This window comes from Angustibacter aerolatus (genome assembly GCF_054776675.1).
Genome location: NZ_BAAHBM010000070.1, coordinates 1 through 17,603 on the forward strand (window position 1 = coordinate 1; position 17,603 = coordinate 17,603).

The 17,603-nt window shown below is 75.4% G+C and carries 20 protein-coding genes and 1 riboswitch; of the genes, 10 read left to right on the forward strand and 10 right to left on the reverse strand.

What is annotated here, in order from left to right; translation table 11 throughout:
- On the reverse strand, nucleotides 1-255 hold a 255-nt coding region (locus ACYVI6_RS14365; protein WP_460447023.1), incomplete at its 3' end, for a hypothetical protein.
- Nucleotides 256-462: 207 nt separating this feature from the next.
- Here ACYVI6_RS14365 and ACYVI6_RS14370 point away from each other — a divergent pair.
- On the forward strand, nucleotides 463-1,131 hold the full coding sequence (locus ACYVI6_RS14370) for an HD domain-containing protein (protein WP_460447024.1): 669 nt from the start codon (nucleotides 463-465) through the stop codon (nucleotides 1,129-1,131).
- A 7-nt stretch (nucleotides 1,132-1,138) separates the two neighbouring features.
- Here ACYVI6_RS14370 and ACYVI6_RS14375 read toward each other — a convergent pair whose 3' ends face one another.
- Complete coding sequence (locus tag ACYVI6_RS14375) at nucleotides 1,139-1,849, reverse strand: DUF4031 domain-containing protein (RefSeq protein ID WP_460447025.1); 711 nt, start codon at nucleotides 1,847-1,849, stop codon at nucleotides 1,139-1,141.
- A gap of 168 nt (nucleotides 1,850-2,017) precedes the next feature.
- Between ACYVI6_RS14375 and ACYVI6_RS14380 the strand changes: the two genes are divergently transcribed.
- Complete coding sequence (locus ACYVI6_RS14380; protein ID WP_460447026.1) at nucleotides 2,018-2,308, forward strand: WXG100 family type VII secretion target; 291 nt, start codon at nucleotides 2,018-2,020, stop codon at nucleotides 2,306-2,308.
- Nucleotides 2,309-2,387: 79 nt separating this feature from the next.
- On the opposite strand, the gene groL is transcribed toward ACYVI6_RS14380, so the two are convergent.
- The gene (groL, locus tag ACYVI6_RS14385; protein WP_460447027.1) at nucleotides 2,388-4,016 is read right to left on the reverse strand and encodes a chaperonin GroEL; all 1,629 of its coding nucleotides are present in this window, start codon (nucleotides 4,014-4,016) and stop codon (nucleotides 2,388-2,390) included.
- Between the two features lie 199 nt (nucleotides 4,017-4,215).
- Between groL and ACYVI6_RS14390 the strand changes: the two genes are divergently transcribed.
- A complete protein-coding gene (locus ACYVI6_RS14390; RefSeq protein WP_460447028.1) occupies nucleotides 4,216-4,683 on the forward strand; it encodes a hypothetical protein in 468 nt (155 codons plus the stop codon).
- Here ACYVI6_RS14390 and ACYVI6_RS14395 read toward each other — a convergent pair.
- From ACYVI6_RS14395 to ACYVI6_RS14405, 3 genes are all read right to left on the reverse strand, one after another.
- Entirely contained in the window at nucleotides 4,673-5,269 is a 597-nt protein-coding gene (locus ACYVI6_RS14395) for a LytR C-terminal domain-containing protein (protein WP_460447029.1), read from the reverse strand. The two genes, ACYVI6_RS14390 and ACYVI6_RS14395, sit on opposite strands and share 11 nt — an antisense overlap.
- 3 nt (nucleotides 5,270-5,272) lie before the next feature.
- A complete protein-coding gene (locus ACYVI6_RS14400; protein WP_460447030.1) occupies nucleotides 5,273-5,575 on the reverse strand; it encodes a DUF3263 domain-containing protein in 303 nt (100 codons plus the stop codon).
- 184 nt (nucleotides 5,576-5,759) lie between these two features.
- Nucleotides 5,760-6,443, reverse strand: a complete 684-nt coding sequence (locus ACYVI6_RS14405) for a transglycosylase family protein (protein ID WP_460447031.1) — start codon at nucleotides 6,441-6,443, stop codon at nucleotides 5,760-5,762.
- Between the two features lie 6 nt (nucleotides 6,444-6,449).
- A riboswitch (cyclic di-AMP (ydaO/yuaA leader) is annotated at nucleotides 6,450-6,589 on the reverse strand.
- Nucleotides 6,590-6,775: 186 nt separating this feature from the next.
- Here ACYVI6_RS14405 and ACYVI6_RS14410 point away from each other — a divergent pair.
- Both ACYVI6_RS14410 and ACYVI6_RS14415 read left to right on the forward strand, forming a co-directional pair.
- Nucleotides 6,776-7,420 (forward strand): TMEM175 family protein, encoded by a 645-nt coding sequence (locus tag ACYVI6_RS14410; RefSeq protein ID WP_460447032.1) that lies wholly within the window; start codon nucleotides 6,776-6,778, stop codon nucleotides 7,418-7,420.
- A gap of 10 nt (nucleotides 7,421-7,430) precedes the next feature.
- Nucleotides 7,431-8,105 (forward strand): uracil-DNA glycosylase, encoded by a 675-nt coding sequence (locus ACYVI6_RS14415; RefSeq protein ID WP_460447033.1) that lies wholly within the window; start codon nucleotides 7,431-7,433, stop codon nucleotides 8,103-8,105.
- A gap of 120 nt (nucleotides 8,106-8,225) precedes the next feature.
- On the opposite strand, the gene ACYVI6_RS14420 is transcribed toward ACYVI6_RS14415, so the two are convergent.
- Nucleotides 8,226-9,785: a threonine/serine exporter family protein gene (locus ACYVI6_RS14420; RefSeq protein WP_460447034.1), complete on the reverse strand. Its 1,560-nt coding sequence runs from the start codon at nucleotides 9,783-9,785 to the stop codon at nucleotides 8,226-8,228.
- 150 nt (nucleotides 9,786-9,935) lie between these two features.
- Here ACYVI6_RS14420 and ACYVI6_RS14425 point away from each other — a divergent pair, with 150 nt between their 5' ends.
- From ACYVI6_RS14425 to ACYVI6_RS14435, 3 genes are all read left to right on the forward strand, one after another.
- Nucleotides 9,936-11,876, forward strand: a complete 1,941-nt coding sequence (locus ACYVI6_RS14425) for a glycosyl hydrolase family 28-related protein (protein WP_460447035.1) — start codon at nucleotides 9,936-9,938, stop codon at nucleotides 11,874-11,876.
- Nucleotides 11,877-11,977: 101 nt separating this feature from the next.
- The gene (locus ACYVI6_RS14430) at nucleotides 11,978-12,814 is read left to right on the forward strand and encodes an SGNH/GDSL hydrolase family protein (RefSeq protein WP_460447036.1); all 837 of its coding nucleotides are present in this window, start codon (nucleotides 11,978-11,980) and stop codon (nucleotides 12,812-12,814) included.
- A gap of 21 nt (nucleotides 12,815-12,835) precedes the next feature.
- The gene (locus tag ACYVI6_RS14435; protein WP_460447037.1) at nucleotides 12,836-13,774 is read left to right on the forward strand and encodes a hydroxymethylglutaryl-CoA lyase; all 939 of its coding nucleotides are present in this window, start codon (nucleotides 12,836-12,838) and stop codon (nucleotides 13,772-13,774) included.
- Here the strand turns inward: ACYVI6_RS14435 and ACYVI6_RS14440 are convergent.
- Nucleotides 13,767-15,260 carry an FGGY-family carbohydrate kinase gene (locus ACYVI6_RS14440; protein ID WP_460447038.1) on the reverse strand — a complete coding sequence of 498 codons (1,494 nt, stop codon included), beginning with the start codon at nucleotides 15,258-15,260 and terminating at the stop codon, nucleotides 13,767-13,769. The genes ACYVI6_RS14435 and ACYVI6_RS14440 overlap by 8 nt on opposite strands.
- A gap of 495 nt (nucleotides 15,261-15,755) precedes the next feature.
- Here ACYVI6_RS14440 and ACYVI6_RS14445 point away from each other — a divergent pair, with 495 nt between their 5' ends.
- Entirely contained in the window at nucleotides 15,756-15,929 is a 174-nt protein-coding gene (locus ACYVI6_RS14445; protein WP_460447039.1) for a CsbD family protein, read from the forward strand.
- Nucleotides 15,929-16,444 (forward strand): pyridoxamine 5'-phosphate oxidase family protein, encoded by a 516-nt coding sequence (locus ACYVI6_RS14450; protein WP_460447040.1) that lies wholly within the window; start codon nucleotides 15,929-15,931, stop codon nucleotides 16,442-16,444. The genes ACYVI6_RS14445 and ACYVI6_RS14450 overlap by 1 nt, the downstream gene beginning before the upstream one ends.
- A 21-nt stretch (nucleotides 16,445-16,465) precedes the next feature.
- Here the strand turns inward: ACYVI6_RS14450 and ACYVI6_RS14455 are convergent, their stop codons facing one another.
- Nucleotides 16,466-16,693, reverse strand: coding sequence for a hypothetical protein (locus tag ACYVI6_RS14455; RefSeq protein ID WP_460447041.1), 228 nt, complete (start codon nucleotides 16,691-16,693; stop codon nucleotides 16,466-16,468).
- Nucleotides 16,694-16,949: 256 nt separating this feature from the next.
- Nucleotides 16,950-17,603 (reverse strand): SelB domain-containing protein (locus ACYVI6_RS14460; protein WP_460447042.1); only part of this gene is annotated, 654 nt, incomplete at its 5' end.

Here is a 17,603-nt window from a genome sequence, read left to right on the forward strand (position 1 = left end):
CGGCACGAGGTAGCTGCCCAGCAGGCGCGGTCGCCCGTGCACGGCGGCCGACACGGCGGCGAGCACGCCGGCGGCGACGACGAGCACCACGACGGGCAGCCGGCGGTCGGCGTCGAGCGCCAGACCCGCCGAGGCGCCCGTGGCCGCGAGCACCAGCAGGCCCACCACGAGACGCGGCAGCACCGCGCCGCGGCCGCTGTCGGGGTCGAGCGCGAGCGCGGTGACGGTCGGTCGGGTGGAGCGCAGTCGTGACATGGTGCCTCTGGACGGCGACAGGGTCGGCTCAGCATATGGCCCACCCCCGTGCCCGCTGCTTGCGAACGCCGACGAGCCGGGCCCCCGCCACCCCCCTGGCCCAGCACCCGCCCACCCGTGCCGAGATGCCGCTTCCGGGGCACCGCAGCGGCGTCCCGTGCCCCGGAGGTGGCATCTCGACGGGGCGGGGTGCGGCACGATGGCCGCGTGACGCAGCCCCCCACCGCACCGGTGCCGGACGACACCCGCCTGCTCGGCGGCTGGGTGCGCCACCTGCGCCGCCTCGTGCCCGACGTCCCGCGGGCCGACCTCGAGGCCGCGGCCGTGGGGCTGCTCGGCCGCTACGGCGAGCCGCACCGCGGGTACCACGACGCCCGGCACCTCGGCGAGGTGCTCACCGCGGTGGCGCTGCTCGCCGAGCACGCCGACGACCTGCCCGTGGTGGTGGCCGCCGCCTGGTGGCACGACGCCGTGTACGACCCCACCGCCACCGCGGGGGCGAACGAGCGCGCGAGCGCGGAGCTGGCCCGGACGACCCTCACCGGCTGGGGCGCACCGCCCGAGCGGGTCGCGGCGGTGCACGACCTCGTGCTGATGACGGCCGACCACGACCCCACCACCGCCGACGGCAGGGTGCTGAGCGACGCCGACCTCGCGGTGCTGGCCGCCGGCCCGGACCGCTACGCCGCGTACGTCGCCGGCGTCCGCACCGAGTACGCGCACGTGTCGGACGACGCCTTCGCGGCCGGCCGCGCCGCCGTGCTCGAGGCGCTGCTGGCGCACGACCGGCTGTACCGCACCGACGAGGCGCACGAGCGCTGGGAGGTGCTCGCGCGGCACAACGTGGAGCAGGAGCTGCGCACCCTGCGAGGCTGACGGGCGGCTACTCCGCCGGCAGGCCCAGCACGAGCCGCAGCAGGGGCACCCACAGCCGCAGGGGCGGCAGCCCGTCGGCCGCGGTCACGTCGACGAGCTCGACCGGTGGCCCGCCCGGGAAGGTGGGGGCGGCGGCGTGGTCCGGGCCGCGGACGGCCGCCAGGTGCAGGCGCTCGTCGGGCAGCCGCAGCCGCAGGTACCCGACGGCCGTGCCGCCGGCGCCGACCGCGCCGTCCGCGCCGCCCGCGCCGTCCGGCAGGCCGCCGGCCACCACGTGCACGCGCACCCCGTCCGCGACGACCAGCGCGGTGCCCTGGCGGGTCGGCGGACCGAGCGGCGAGGCGACGCAGTCGACCGCGCCGTCGCCGTCCCGCACGTGCGGGGGCACAGGCAGCCCGGCGGCCACCAGCGCCGCGCGCGCCGGGTCGTCGAGCGGCCAGCTCGCCAGCACCCGCTCGCCGCGCCGCTTCGGCAGCCGGAGGCCGGAGGCCTGCAGCGCCCGCACCAGCTCACGGCCCTCGACCGGGCGGGCACCGGCCCGCACCACCTCGTGCCAGCGCTCGGCCGGCACGTCGTAGTGGTCGCCCTCGAAGGAGCGCGGCGGCAGCCCGGCCCGCCGGGCGAAGGCGTGCAGCTCGGCCAGGGAGGCGTCGCTCACCACGTGCGCCCACAGCCGGCCGTGGGCCGGCCAGGCGGGACGGTCGACGAGCACGCTCACCGGCGCACTGTAGACGGCGGTGCCGCCGGACCTGTGGACGACGTGCTCGGCCCGACGCCGGCTCGGCGCCCGGCGCAGCGGGCCTGTGGACGACGGATCGGGCCGCACGCCGACAGGCCCTAGCGTCCGGGGTGCACCACCTAACACCCGACAACCGAAGGAGCCCGCATGAGCACCACGTACCAGGTCGACACCGCCCGCATCGCCACCGCCGCGGCCGACGTGCACCGGATCAGCGCCGACGTCGAGGGGCAGGTGGCGGCCCTGATGGCCCGGCTCACCTCGCTGGAGGACGCCTGGCGCGGTGAGGCCGCCACCCGGTTCCAGGCGGTGGCCGCCGACTGGCGCGCGACGCAGCTGCGCGTGCGCGAGTCGCTCGACCTCATCTCGCGCGCCCTGGGCAGCGCGGGCGAGCAGTACGCCGCCGCCGAGCAGCGCAACGCGTCGATGTTCCGCTGACGGCGGCGGGGACGACGACGGGCGGCGCCCCACCGAGGTGGGACGCCGCCCGTCGGCGAGCGTGCGGGTCAGGCGTGGATCAGAAGTCCATGCCGCCCATGCCGCCGTCGCCACCCGGAGCGGCCGGGGCGGCCTTCTCCGGCTTGTCGGCGATGACGGCCTCGGTGGTGAGGAAGAGCGCCGCGATGGAGGCGGCGTTCTGCAGCGCCGAGCGGGTGACCTTGGCCGGGTCGATGATGCCGGCGGCCAGCAGGTCGACGTACTCGCCGGTCGCGGCGTTGAGGCCGTGACCCGCAGGCAGCGTGCTGACCTTCTCCGCCACGACGCCGCCCTCGAGGCCGGCGTTGATCGCGATCTGCTTCAGCGGAGCGGACGCCGCGACCTTGACGATGTTCGCGCCGGTCGCCTCGTCGCCCTCGACCTGCAGGTCGGCGAACGCCTTCGTGGTGGCCTGCAGCAGGGCCACGCCGCCACCGGCGACGATGCCCTCCTCGACGGCCGCCTTGGCGTTGCGCACGGCGTCCTCGATGCGGTGCTTGCGCTCCTTGAGCTCGACCTCGGTCGCCGCGCCGGCCTTGATGACGGCGACGCCGCCGGCCAGCTTGGCGAGGCGCTCCTGGAGCTTCTCGCGGTCGTAGTCCGAGTCGCTGTTCTCGATCTCGTTGCGGATCTGCTTCACCCGGCCGGCGATGGCCTCGGTGTCACCGGCGCCGTCGACGATCGTGGTCTCGTCCTTGGTGATGACGACCTTGCGGGCGCGGCCGAGCAGGTCGAGACCGGCGGTCTCGAGCGAGAGGCCGACCTCCTCGCTGATGACCTGGCCGCCGGCGAGGATCGCGATGTCGCCGAGCATGGCCTTGCGGCGGTCGCCGAAGCCGGGGGCCTTGACGGCGACCGACTTGAAGGTGCCGCGGATCTTGTTCACGACCAGGGTCGACAGGGCCTCGCCCTCGACGTCCTCGGCGATGATCACCAGGGGCTTGCCGGACTGCATGACCTTCTCGAGCAGCGGCAGCAGGTCCTTGACGGTCGAGATCTTGGAGTTGACCACGAGGATGTACGGGTCCTCGAGCTCGGTCTCCATGCGCTCGGGGTCGGTCACGAAGTAGGCCGAGATGTAGCCCTTGTCGAAGCGCATGCCCTCGGTGAGCTCGAGCTCGAGCCCGAAGGTGTTGCTCTCCTCGACCGTGATCACGCCCTCCTTGCCGACCTTGTCCATCGCCTCGGCGATGAGCTCGCCGATCTGCGGGTCGGCGGCGGAGATGGACGCGGTGGAGGCGATCTCCTCCTTCGTCTCGATCTCCTTGGCCATCGAGAGCAGCTCGTTGCTGACGGCCTCGACGGCCTTCTCGATGCCGCGCTTCAGCGCCATCGGGTTCGCACCGGCTGCCACGTTGCGCAGGCCCTCGCGCACGAGCGCCTGGGCGAGCACGGTCGCCGTGGTGGTGCCGTCGCCGGCGACGTCGTCGGTCTTCTTGGCGACCTCCTTGACGAGCTCCGCACCGATCTTCTCGTACGGGTCGTCGAGCTCGATCTCCTTGGCGATGCTCACGCCGTCGTTGGTGATCGTGGGGGCGCCCCACTTCTTCTCCAGGACGACGTTGCGGCCCTTGGGGCCGAGCGTGACGCGCACGGCGTCCGCGAGCACGTTCATGCCGCGCTCGAGACCGCGCCGGGCCTCCTCGTCGAAGGCGATGATCTTGGCCATGCTTGGGGTTCCTCCCGTGATCGGGTGGTGCTGACCGGCAGGTGCCCGCGACGGACGAACCCCTCGGGTGCGCTCTGGTCACGCTCCCGGCGGGGCCCTCACCTGACGACCGAGGTTCGGGTGGCACTCTCGTGTCGCGAGTGCCAGGTCCAATGATTAGCACTCGACCCCACCGAGTGCAAATGGCTACGGTCGACCGGTGGACGAGCGACGGCGCCGGCTGGTGAACGCCCTGACGCTCGCCACACCCCTCGGCCGGCTGCTCGCGCGGCGGGCCGGTGCCGTGCTGACCCGGGGCCCGCGCGGCGTCCTGGTGGCGGCGCCGTACACGGCCCGGTTCCCCGCGCCGCGCGCGCCCGCCGTCACGATCGGCGACGTCGTGCTGCTGCTGCTCGACGACGCGTCGCTGGCCCGCCGGCCGGCGCTGCTGCACCACGAGGCGCGGCACGCCGAGCAGTGGGCGCGCTGGGCCGGGCTGCTCGGCTTCCCGCTCGCGTACGGGCTCGCGTCCGCGTGGTCGTGGCTGCGGGTCGGCGACGCGGCGTGCGCCAACCGCTTCGAGGTGGGCGCCGGGCTGCACGACGGCGGCTACCTGCGCGCGGGCGAGCTGCCACCACCACCCCGCCGGCTGCGGCGCCCGGGGCCGCCGCGACGGGTCAGCCGCTGAAGTCGGCGCCCAGCACGACGGTGAGACCGGCGGTGCCGAACTGCGACGACGGCTGCACCCGCACCGACCGGCCGAGGTCGGCGGCCACCGCGCGGGCGGTGGCCTCGAGGTCGCCCGGGTAGTAGACGGTCGTGGGCGGCGTGGCCTGCCGGTAGTTGCCGGTGGCGGAGACCGCCCAGCCGGCCGTGCGCAGGGTGGCGGCGGCCTTCGCGGCCAGCCCGGCCGTGCGCGTCGAGTTCAGTACCGACACCCTGGCCGACCGGTCGACCGCCGCCGAGCTGGTCGAGCTGCTCGAGCTGCTGGCCGGCGTGCTGGACGCCGGGGTGCTCGGGGCGGGCGCGCTGGTGACGGGTGCGCTCGTGACCGGCGTCGTGGCCGGGGTGGTGGTGCGGGTCGTGGTCACGGGCTTCGTGGTCGCGCTCGCGGTCGGGGTGTCGTCACCGACGTCGCCACCGCCCAGCAGGCCGCCCACGGCGACGAGCAGGGCCACCACCGCGGCGACGGCGAGGGCGAGCGGCACGAGCACCGCGAGGGGGCTGCGGCGGGGGCGGTGCGCGCCGGTTCGGGCGCGGCTCGGGTCGGACACGCCCTAGGGCTGCAGGCCGAGCCGGCGGGCCGAGCGGGCCCGCTGACGGGAGGCGCGCATGCGGCGCAGCCGCTTCACCAGCATCGGGTCGAAGGCGAGCGCGTCCGGGCGGTCGATGAGCGCGTTCAGCACCTGGTAGTACCGGGTGGCCGACATGTCGAACAGCTCGCGCACGGCCTGCTCCTTGGCGCCGGCGTACTTCCACCACTGGCGCTCGAAGGCGAGGATCTCGCGGTCGCGCTCCGACAGGTCGCTGTCGCCGCCGCCGACGGTCTCGGCGGGCGACGGGCTGTGCGCGGCGTCCATGGGTCCTCCTAGCAGGGTGCTCCGTCGGCCAGGGTAGACCGCGAACCACACGGGTGTCATTCTCCCGCGCGTCGCCGCCCGCCCGGGAGCCGGCCGCGCCCGGAGACGACGGAGCCGGGCCGGCGTCGTCGCCGGCCCGGCTCCGGGCTCACGGTGGTGCAGGTGGTGCAGGTGGTGCGGTCGGTCAGCGGGGCAGCACGAGCTTCTGGCCGACGTAGATGCGGTTGGGGCTCGACAGGTGCGAGCGGTTGGCCTTGTAGACGGCCTTCCAGCCACCGCGCACGTGCTTGCGAGCGGCGATGCGGCTCAGCGTGTCGCCCGACCGCACGGTGTAGCGCGCCGCCTTGTGGGTCGCCGCCTTCTTGGCCTTCTTGCGGGCCGTGTGCGACGACGACTTCTTCGTCGTCGAGTGCTTGGCCTTCTTCTTCTTCAGGGCCTTGCGGGCGTGGCTGCGGCTCGGCTCGGCGTCGCCGCGCTTGTCGGACCCGTCGAGGCCGAGCTTGCGCGAGCAGGCGGGCCAGGCGCCCCAGCCCTGCTCGTCGAGCACCTTCTCGGCGATGCGGATCTGCTCGAGGCGGCTGGCCTTGTGGGCGTTGCCGGCGTACTTGCGGCCGCCGAACGCCTTCCAGGTGCCGGACGAGAACTGCACGCCGCCGTAGTAGCCGTTGCCGGTGTTGATGCCCCAGTTGCCGCCGCTCTCGCAGTTCGCGAGGCGGTCCCAGGTGCGGCCGGTGGCGGCCTGGGCGGGGTTCGCGACCGCGATCGGGGCGGCGACGACGGCGCCGGTGGCGGCGAGGCCGAGGGCGACGCGGGCGGGACGGTTCGGGGTGGACGGCGCACGGTGGCGGCCGTTGTAGGGCATGGACATGCCGGGTGCCTCTCACGTCGCGCCTGCGAGGTCAGCTGTCGGGTTCGGGACGTGAGTTCCCGGCCACGTGAGTGGCTCCACCCCGAGGCCGCCTGAGCGGCCGAGGAACCTGTGGGTCCCCCGCTGCCACCCGTCGGACTGCTCGTGGTGCCGACGGCTCGCCCGGGTGGCACTCGGCGCTGGCGGGACGTCGGTCGTCGCGTGCGCGACCAGCCGAGGGTACGTGCTCCCGACCCCGGGAGTCGAGCCACAGGGAGTCACACCCGGGAGCACAGCGTGCGCACGGATCGGTGGACGTCACCCGGTCGGCCCACCTGCCTAGGGTCTGCGGTGTGCGCACCGACCGCGGGCTCGACCGCTTCGTGACGTTCCTCGACGCCGTCGTCGCCATCGCGCTGACGCTGCTCGTGCTGCCGCTCGTCGACGTCGCCGCCGAGGCTCGCGAGGCCGACAGCCTGCTCGACGTGCTGAGCGACCACCTGCCCGAGCTCGGCTCGTTCCTGCTCAGCTTCGCCGTCATCTCGCGGATGTGGCTGGCGCACCACCGGCTCTTCGAGTGGGTCGGCCGCTACGACCGCAGCTTCCTCGCGGCGAACCTGGTCTGGGTGTTCGTGATCGTCGTGCTGCCGTTCCCGACGGCGCTCATCCCGACGCTGGACGCGGACCGCAGCGGCCTGGCCGCCTTCTACATCGGCAGCATCCTGCTGGCGCTGGTCGCCGAGTCGTGGACGGCCGTCCACCTCGTGCGCACCCCCGACCTGCAGCGCGTGGTGCCCGACCCCACGGCCGAGCCCGACGTCCCGCTGACGGCGCTGCGCGACGGCACGGTGATCTCCACCGCGTGGGTCGCCGTCGGCCTGGTGCTGGTGCTGCTGGTGCCGGCCGCGTCGTACCGGCCGCTGCTCCTGCTGCTGCTCAGCGGGCCGACCGAGCGGCTGCTGACCGTGCTGCGCCGACGGCGCGCACGCGCCGCGTAGGGTCGCCGCCGTGCCGATCGCGCCGCTCACCGAGCTCGTCGACCCCGGGTGGGCCCGCGCCCTGGCGCCCGTCGCGGACGTCGTCGCCGGGCTGCTCGAGCAGCTGGCCCGCGACGAGGCCGGCCCCGGCTACCTGCCCGCCCCCGAGCACGTGCTGCGCGCGTTCCACCGCCCGTTCGCCGACGTCCGCGTGCTGCTCGTCGGGCAGGACCCGTACCCGACGCCCGGTCACCCGGTCGGGCTGTCGTTCTCGGTGGCGCCCGGCGTCCGGCCGCTGCCGCGCAGCCTGGTGAACGTGTACCGCGAGCTGGCCGACGACGTCGGCTGCCCGGCGTCCGCCGACGGCGACCTGTCGGCGTGGAGCGACCAGGGGGTGCTGCTGCTGAACCGGGTGCTCACCGTCGAGCCCGGCGCGTCCGGCAGCCACCGCGGCCGCGGCTGGGAGGCGGTCACCGAGCAGGCGATCCGGGCCCTCGTCGCCCGCGGCGGCCCGCTCGTCGCCGTCCTGTGGGGTCGCGACGCGCGCTCGCTCGGCCCGCTGCTCGGCGACGTCCCGCGGGTCGAGAGCGCGCACCCGAGCCCGCTGTCGGCGCGCTCGGGCTTCTTCGGCTCCCGCCCGTTCTCGAAGGTGAACGCGCTGCTGGCCGAGCAGGGCGCGCCGCCGATCGACTGGTGCCTGTCCTAGGCCGAGGCCTCCTGCGGCTGCCGCGCCGTCCGATGGGTGTGCACGCCCATCGGACGGTGCGCGAGCCGACTTCACGTGGCGCGCGCACCAGCGGGCGGGGGGGGCACGCGGGGAAGCGGGTCAGCGGGCGGCGTTGCGGGCGCGGGCTGCGGCGCGGCGGGCCATGACGCCCCGGTCGACCGGGGCGGCCACCAGGTCGCCGAGGACGACGCCGCCGCCGATCGCGAGCGCCGTGGTCAGGGCGGCGAGCAGGGTCTGGACGCCGGCGGTCGAGCCGGCGGCGACCTCGCTCATGCCGCGGAAGATGGTGCGGCCGGGCAGCAGGGCCGACAGGGCGGGGACGGCGACGACGAGCGAGGGCGCGCGCAGCCGCTGGCCGATCACCCGGGCCAGCGCGCCCGCGACCGCAGCCGCGCAGGCGGTGGCCACGGTGGTGCCGGCCAGACCGAGCGAGCGCAGCACGTCGACCACCAGGAAGCTGCCGACGCCGGTGACCGCGACCGGCAGCAGGTGCGAGACGCGGCCGCGGTTCGCGACGCTGGTGGCGAGGGCGGCGACGCCGGCGGCGAGGGCCCGGGTCACGACGTCGAGCGCGCTGGTGCCGGCGGCGTCGACCGAGAGCGTCAGGTCGAGCCGGCGGGCGACGCCGAGCCCGAGCCCCACCCCGCCGACGATGGCCGCCGCGTTGAACAGCACGGTCAGCACGCGACCGGAGGCGGTGACGACGAAGCCGGCGATGGCGTCCTCGACCGCCGACACGATGGCCCGCCCGGGCAGCAGCGCGACGATCGCGCCGGCCACGACCGGGGCGGCGTCGCCGCGGTGCAGCAGGCCGACCCGGACGGCGAGCACGGCCACCACCGAGGCGACGGCGGCGCCGACGAACGTCAGGAAGAAACCCGGGACACCGCGCCGCGACAGCACCCGCCCGAGCCGGTCGACGGCGACCGAGGACGCGAACGCCACCGCGACGGCGGTCGGCCCGCCACCCACGAGCACGCAGACGGACGCCGCGAGCAGGCCCCAGGCGGCGCTGACCGCCCACCGGGGCCAGGGCTTGGGCGCGGTCTCGAGCTCACGCAGCCGGGCGGAGGCGTCGCCGCGCGCCAGCCGGCCCGCGACGAGGTCGTCGACGAGCTGGTGGGCGCCCTCGAGCCGGGCGAAGTCGCGGCTCTCGCCGCGCGAGACCCGCAGCATGGTGACCGGCTGGCGACCAGGAGGCGCGTGCTGCACCAGGATCGACTGCACGGTGATGTCGACGTCGACGTGCGTGAGCCCCAGCGCGGTGGTCGTGGCGATGAGGCTGGCCTCGACCTCGCGGGTGCCCGCGCCGCTGCGGAACAGCAGGTCGCCGAGCCGCAGCGCGAGGTCGACGGCCTCGCGGCCCTGGCGGTCCTCCGGGGCGTCCATCCGGCTGGGCTCGCGGAAGGGCGTGCCGCGCAGCCGGTCGACGATGGGCATCGGGCCGGTCGGCTCCTCGGTCTGCCGCAGCAGCTGCCAGGCCTGCTGCTGCGCCCGGCGGGCCTGGCGCACCGGCCGGCGTCGGCCGTGCCGGGCGTCGCGGTCGGGCCCGGGGACGACGGGCCGCGGGCCGGTCGCGGGCTCGCGGCCGGCCTTGCGCGCCCGACGGGCCTCGCGCGAGGCGCCCGGCTCGCGCTGCCCGCCGCTGCTCTCCGCCACGGCCACCACCCTGCCACGGCCGATCGGCCGTGCTCGACGCAGCGTCGCCGTGAGAGCGCTCTCACGCAGCACTTGACGGGAGCGGGTCAGGACCCCCGAAATACGTTGTGCCGGGCAACGAGGCCCGGCCGGCAGAAAGGTCTCCCCCACGTGCAGCTGCCCCACCGCCGCCCCCCGCGTGCCCTGAGCCGCGGGTCGCTCGCCGCGGCGTCCGCCGTCGCGTTCGCCGCGTCGGCCCTCGCCCTCTCCGCCGGCCCGGCCGGCGCCACCGCCCCCACCGTCAGCACCGCCGTCCGCGCGACGCCCGCCGCGCCGCACGGTCACCACGCCGCCGGCGACCCCGACCTCGGCCCCGCCGTGCACGTCTTCGACCCGAGCCAGCCGGTCGAGGAGATCCAGGCGGAGGTCGACGCCGTCGCCGCGCAGCAGATCGCGAACCAGTTCGGCGACGAGCGGGTCGCGCTGCTCTTCAAGCCCGGCACGTACGGCAGCGCCGAGCACCCGCTGACCTTCCAGGTCGGCTACTACACGGAGGTCGCCGGCCTCGGGCAGAGCCCGACCGACGTCACGATCAACGGCGCGGTCGACGTCGCGAACCAGTGCGAGCCGGCCCCCACCGACACCGACCCGAACGCGCAGAGCTGCATCGCGCTGAACAACTTCTGGCGCTCGATCTCGAACCTCACCATCAACGTGACGGGCCAGGCCGGCTGCCAGTCGGGCACCGAGTTCTGGGCGGTCTCGCAGGCCGCGCCGATGCGCCGGGTGAACGTCACGAACGGCCAGCTGTCGCTGATGGACTACTGCTCGGCCGGCCCGCAGTACGCGAGCGGCGGGTACATCGCGGACTCCGCCGTGTCGGGCGCCACGATCAACGGCAGCCAGCAGCAGTTCTACGTGCGCGGCAGCAGCCTCGGCGGCGGCTGGAGCAACGCGGTCTGGAACCAGGTGTTCTCCGGCACCTCGGGCGCCCCGGCGCAGAGCTTCCCCGACCCGACGTACACCACCCTGCCCAGCACGCCGGTGAGCCGGGAGAAGCCGTACCTGTACGTCGACGCGAAGGGCGGCTGGCGCGTCTTCGTGCCCGCCACGCGCCGCGACGCGGTCGGCACCAGCTGGCAGGACGGCCCGACCAAGGGCACCTCGCGCCCGCTGAGCGACTTCTTCGTCGCGACGCCGGCCGACTCGGCGAAGCGGATCGACCGCGAGCTGCGCAAGGGGAAGAACCTGCTGCTCACCCCGGGCGTCTACGACGTCGACCGCACGATCCACGTCGTGCGCCGCGACCAGGTCGTGCTCGGTCTCGGCCTGCCGTCGCTGACCGCGGTCGGCGGCGTCGTGCCGATGGCGATCGCCGACGTCCCGGGCGTCGACGTCGCGGGGCTCACCTTCGACGCCGGCAGCCGCAACTCGCCGGTGCTGCTGAAGGTGGGCAGCCGGGCCGCGGGCGGCCGCACGGTGGGCCGCAGCGGGCAGCCGACCGCCCTGCAGGACGTGTTCTTCCGCATCGGCGGGCCGCACGCCGGCAAGGCGACGGTCAGCCTGGAGGTCAACACCGACGGCACGCTGCTCGACGACATCTGGGCCTGGCGCGCCGACCACGGCGAGGGCGTCGGCTGGACGAAGAACACCGCCCGCACCGGCGTCGTGGTGAACGGTGACGACGTCGTCGCCACCGGTCTGTTCGTCGAGCACTACCAGGGCTACAACGTGGTCTGGAACGGCGAGCGCGGCCGGACGATCTTCTTCCAGAACGAGCTGCCGTACGACGCGCCGAACCAGGCCGCGTGGCGGCACCGCGCGCCGGACGGCAGCTGGGTGAACGGGTACGCCGCCTACAAGGTGGCCGACTCGGTGCGCACCCACGAGGCCTGGGGCATGGGCAGCTACATCTACACGAACGTCGACCCGACGCTGCACGCCACGCGCGGCTTCGAGGTGCCCGTCCGGGCCGGCGTCCGGCTGCACGACCTGCTCACCATCTCGCTGAACAAGGCGGGCACCATCGACCACGTCGTGAACGACACCGGCTCCGCGGTGACGCCCGACGTGCAGGGCCCGAGCACGGTCGTCAGCTTCCCCGCGGGCTGACGAGGCACGGCACGCGGCCCGCTCCCACCTCGGTGGGGGCGGGCCGCGTCGCGTCCCCACCCCGTGACGCGCTCGCCGGCGGACGGGGCCAGGATGGGCGGATGCACGACGACACGGGGTGGAGCGTCTTCGTCGCCTGCGGCGACTCGTTCACCGAGGGTCTCGAGGACCTGCAGCCGGACGGCGCCTACCGGGGCTGGGCCGACCTGCTCGCGGTCGACCTCGCGAACGCGCAGGCGACCGCGCACGGCACCGAGCTGCGGTACGCCAACCTCGCCGTCCGCGGCCGGCTGCTGGGGCAGGTGGTCGACGAGCAGGTGCCGACCGCGCTGTCGCTGGGCGCCGACCTGGTCAGCCTGGTGGCCGGCGGCAACGACGTGCTGCGGCCGGGCAGCGACCCCGACGCGCTCGCCGTCCGCATCGAGACGGCGGTCGAGCAGCTGCGGGCCGGCGGGGCCGACGTGCTGATGGCGACCGGCGTCGACCCGGTGCAGTCGCCGCTCATCAGCCTGACCCGCGGCAAGGTCGCCACCTACAACAGCCACCTCTGGTCGATCGCCCGGCGGCACGGCGCCTACGTGCTCGACCTGTGGGGCATGCGGTCGCTGCAGGACCGCCGCATGTGGGCGCCCGACCGCATCCACCTGACGTCGGAGGGCCACCAGCGCGTCGCGTGGCAGGCCGGCGAGGTGCTGGGGCTCGGCGGCGAGCACGACTGGTCGACGCCGCTGCCCGCCGAGCCGGCCCGGGCCCGCCGCGACGCCGTCCGCGAGGACGCCCAGTGGGTGCGCGAGTACGTCGGGCCGTGGGTCGGCCGGCGGCTGCGGCGCTCGTCGTCCGGCGACACCGTGCAGCCCAAGCGGCCCGCGGCCGGGCCGGTCGGTGGTGCACCGTCCGGCGACGACGTCGAGGCGACCGTCGACGGCCACCCCTCGTAGCCGCGTCGTAGGGTCGGCGGCGTGAGGTCACCGACGAGGACGCCGCTGCAGGGCCTGCCGGAGCGCGTGGAGGTCTACGAGGTCGGCCCCCGGGACGGGCTGCAGAACGAGTCGGCGGTCGTCCCGGTCGAGGTCAAGGCCGAGCTGGTGCGGCGGCTGGTCGGCGCGGGGCTGCGCACCGTCGAGCTCACGAGCTTCGTGCACCCGCGCTGGGTGCCGCAGCTGGCCGACGCCGAGCAGCTGCTCGACCTGCTCGGGCCGTTCGACGGCGACCTGCTCGCCGGCGTGCGGGCGCCGGTGCTGGTGCCGAACGCGCGCGGGCTCGAGCGGGCGCTGGCCCGCGGCGCGCGCGAGGTGGCCGTGTTCGTCAGCGCCACCGAGACGTTCGCGCAGCGCAACCTGGGCCGCTCGCGGGCCGACGCGCTGGCGATGGCGGCGGACGTCGTGGGGCCGGCGCGCGAGCGCGGACTCGACGTGCGCGGCTACGTGTCGATGTGCTTCGGCGACCCGTGGGAGGGCGACGTCGACGTGGCCGCGGTGGTCGACACGGTCGTCGCGCTGGCCGAGCAGGGCTGCACGCAGCTGTCGCTCGGCGACACCATCGGCGTGGCGACGCCGGGCCAGGTCGTGGCGCTGCTCGACGCGCTCGACGCCGCCGGCCTCGGCCGCGACCGGCTCGCCGTGCACTTCCACGACACCTACGGCCAGGCGCTGTCGAACACGCTCGTCGCCCTGCAGCAGGGCGTCACGACCGTCGACGCGTCCGCCGGCGGGCTGGGCGGCTGCCCGTTCGCGATGAGCGCCACCGGCAACCTGGCCACCGAGGACCTCGTCTGGCAGCTGCACGGCCTGGGCATCGACACCGGCGTCGACCTGCCGGCCCTGGTGGCGACCAGCGCCTGGCTCGGCGAGCGCATCGGCCGCGCGCCGGCGTCCAGGGCGGTCACCGCGCTCACGTAGCAGACTGCAACCGCGCGAGGGCGTGCACCTGCTGCAGCGTGGCGGGGTACAGCTCTTGGTACGTGGCGTGCATCGCGTCGTACAGCTCGCGGTGCGCGGGCTCGGGCACGACGGTGCGGACGACGCGGGTCCAGTCGGTGCCGGGCGGCACCAGCCCGACGCCGGTCGCCGCCATGAGCGCGTCGCCGTAGCAGGCACCGATCGTCTGCTCGGGCACCAGCTGCTCGCGGCCGGTCACGTCGCTCACCACCTGCGTCCAGAAGCCGCCCTGCGTGCCGCCGCCCACCGCCACGACGCGGGACGCCGGGCCGGCCGCCTCGTCGAGCAGCTCGAGGGCGTGCCGGGTGCCGTGCGCGATGCCCTCGTAGACGGCCCGGAACACGTGACCCCTGGTGTGCCGCAACGTCATCCCGGCCAGCACTCCGCGCGCCAGGGGGTCGAGCACAGGGGTGCGTTCGCCGGCGAAGTACGGCAGCAGCAGCAGGCCGTCGGCGCCCGGCGGCGTCGCACCGGCCTCGCGCACGAGCTGCTCGAACGGCACCCCGCCCGCCAGCTGCTGCACCCACTGGGTGAGGCTGCCCGACGTCGCCATGCCGCCGGCCAGCGTGCGCACCCCCTCGTCGACGCCGGACGTCGCCCACAGCCGCGGGTGCACCACGTGCCGGTCGAGCACCTGCAGCAGGAACGTCGTCGAGCCGTACATCAGCATGAGGTCGCCCGGACGACGCACCCCGACGCTGGCGGCCTCGGCCCACGCGTCGATCGTGCCGGCCACGACCGGTGTGCCGACCGGCAGACCCGTTGCGGCAGAGGCGTTTTCATGCACCTCGCCCACCACCTCGGTGGGCCAGACCAGCGGCGGCAGCGGCAGGTGCCCAGCCACCTCGGCGGCCCACGGCGACCACCGCTGCTCGCGCACGTCGTACATCGGATCGCACTGGCTCGCGGTCTCGTGGTCCTGCACGTGCCCGCCGCTCAGCAGCGCCACGACGTACGAGCTGGCGCCGTGCCAGTGCCGCGCCCGCGCGAACACGTCGGGCTCGTGCCGCTGCACCCAGCGGATCTTCGGCCCGAGCGCCTGCGACGACAGCACCGAGCCGCAGCGCTCGAGCACCGCGTCGGCGCCGTACCGCTCGGTCAGCTCGTCCACCTCGGCGCCGGCTCGGGTGTCGATGCCGTACAGGATCGCCGGCCGCACCGGCCGCAGCCCGGCGTCCAGCAGCACGAGGGCGGGGCCGACGCCGCTCACGCACGCACCGGCGACCCGGGCGCCCCCGGCCTGCGGCAGCAGCTCGCGGCAGAGCGCGACGACGTCACCCCACCAGACCTGCTCGGCATCGACCTCGTACCAGCCGGGGCTCGGCATCGACATGCCGTGCTCGCGCACCGCGGTGGCGACCACCGCGCCGTCCGGCGTCGTCAGCACGCCCTTGCTGCTGGCGGTGCCCAGGTCGATGCCCAGCACCACCTCGTGCGCCGCCGTCATCCGGTCACCCTGTCACGGGCGGTCGAGCCGGCGGCGCAGCCGGTGCGGTCCGCTCCGCGGCCACCGCGACGCGCGGGTCGGGGTCGTCGGCCAGCGCGTCGACGCGGTCGAGCACCTCGTGCTCACCCACCGCCGCGAGCGCGCGCAGACCCTGGCCCGGTACGCGTTGCCGCGCGCCTGCTCGGGCCGCACCCACGGCGACCGGGCGCGGGGGCCGCCGAGCCGGCGCAGCAGGTCGGTGTCGTCGTCTGGGGCGACCACGACGGTCGCGAGCGGGTCGCAGCAGAGGCCGGCGAAGGCGTCCGGACCGACGGCGTCGACGAGCCGCGCGACCTGGTCGGCCGGTCGTGCCTCTCGAGGTCGGTCGGCGTCGGCGGCACGTGCACGAACCGCTTGTACCGCAGCAGGAGCGTGCCCGCTCGGCCAGCCGGTTCGAGTCGCGCGACGGCCGGGACCGGCGCAGGGTGGGGGTCCCGACAACCAGAGGAGATCGTCATGGCGACCGACGACAAGGCCGACAACCAGCTCGAGAAGCTCGGCGGCAAGGCCAAGGAGCTCGAGGGCAAGGCGACCGGCGACGAGGCCCGCGAGAACCAGGGCAAGGCCGACCAGAGCAAGGCCGACCTCAAGCAGGGCGTCGAGAAGGTCAAGGACGCGTTCAAGCACTGATGTCCGACGACAGCAGGGCCGACGACGTCCGCAAGGTCGCCGAGCTCGCGAGGGACATCCGGATCGGCATGGTGACGACGGTGGACGCCGACGGCACCCTGGTCAGCCGGCCGATGACCCTGCAGGAGACCGAGTTCGACGGCGACCTGTGGTTCCTGCTGCACCCGGACAGCCGGCTCGCCACCTCGGTGCGGGCCGGCTCCCGGGTGAACGTGGCGCTGTCGTCGCGCTCGTCGTGGGTGTCGATCGCCGGCACCGGCGAGGTGCTTCGCGACACCGCTCGGGCGAAGGACTACTGGAACCCGATGCTCTCGGCGTGGTTCGAGGACGGGCCCGAGGGCGCGGACGTCGCGCTGCTGAAGGTCGCGGCCGAGTCCGCGGAGTACTGGGACTCCCCCGGCAGCACGGTCACCACCCTGCTGCAGCTCGCTCGCACGAGGCTCACCGGCAGGCCCTACGAGGGCGAGCACGACGTCGTCGAGCTGCCCCAGGACGACACCAGCACCACCCGCTAGCCCACCGGCGCCCGGTGGAGGTCACTCGTCCGAGACGGGTCCCTCCACCGGGCGCCACTGGTCCAGGCCCGGGTCGTCGCCCTGGCCGTCGCTGCGCGGGGTGGTGTCGAGCTCGTCGTCCAGCGAGTCGGTCTCGGGCACGGTCGTGATGCCCTCGCGGTCGGCCTGCCGCTCGCCGGCGACCACGTCGCCGCGCACGCTCAGGTTGCCGTCGACGTACTGGTCCTCGTGGTCACCCGTCTGCGTCATGGCCCCAACGTGGCCCGCGCCGGGCGGGGCCGCAACCGCAGGGTCCTTGCGTCACGAAGCTGGGCCGCCACCTGTTGCGGCACAGGCACTTCGGGCGCATCCTCAGAGGGCGACGCACTGCTGATGGCCAGGGAGAGCCTGGAACTCGGGGCGTGGCGACGGTCGGCTGACCGAACCGACGGGGCCGTGCGGGCTGTTCGACATCTTCACGATGACGGCGCGCACGGCCCCGTCGTCGGTTCCCGGCCCGTTCAGGTCAGGTCAGCAGGGTGCGGCTGCCGTCCGGCCCGCGCCGGGTCAGCCGGCGCTCGTCGAGCAGCTCCAGCAGCGGGATCGCGACCCGCCGGGTCGTCCCCCAGGCCGCCCGCGCCGCCGCCGGGGTGATCGGCCCGTCGACGCCGCGCAGCGCAGCGGCCGCCGCCTCGACCGCCCCGGGCGCGAGCACCAGCCCCTCCGCCACCCGCACCAGCGCGTCGCCGTGCTCGGCGACGGCCAGCTCGCGCGGCCCCAGCCCCAGCTCGCGCAGGCGGTGCGCCTCGGGTGCGACGAAGGGGCGGTCGGCCAGGTCGGCGAGCACCGCGGTCACCGAGGCCCGCACGGCCGGGGTCAGCGGGTCGACGCCGTCGCGCCGCACGTCGACCACCCGGCCCTGCCGCACCGCGAGCGGCGGATGCACCAGCCCGCCGACCAGCGCGCCGGTCGGCAGGCCGAGCCGCTGCCGGGCGACGTCGACGGACGGCGCGGCGGCCAACGGGTCGGCCGCGTGCCAGCGCCCCGAGAAGCCGACCAGCTCGCTGCGCAGCGCCTCGGCGACGGACGTCGCGGCCAGCCAGGTGCCGTCGTCGAGGTCGAGCGCGCCGAGCAGGCCGGCGGTGCCGACGCCCAGCTCGACCCGCCGGTCGCGCGCTGC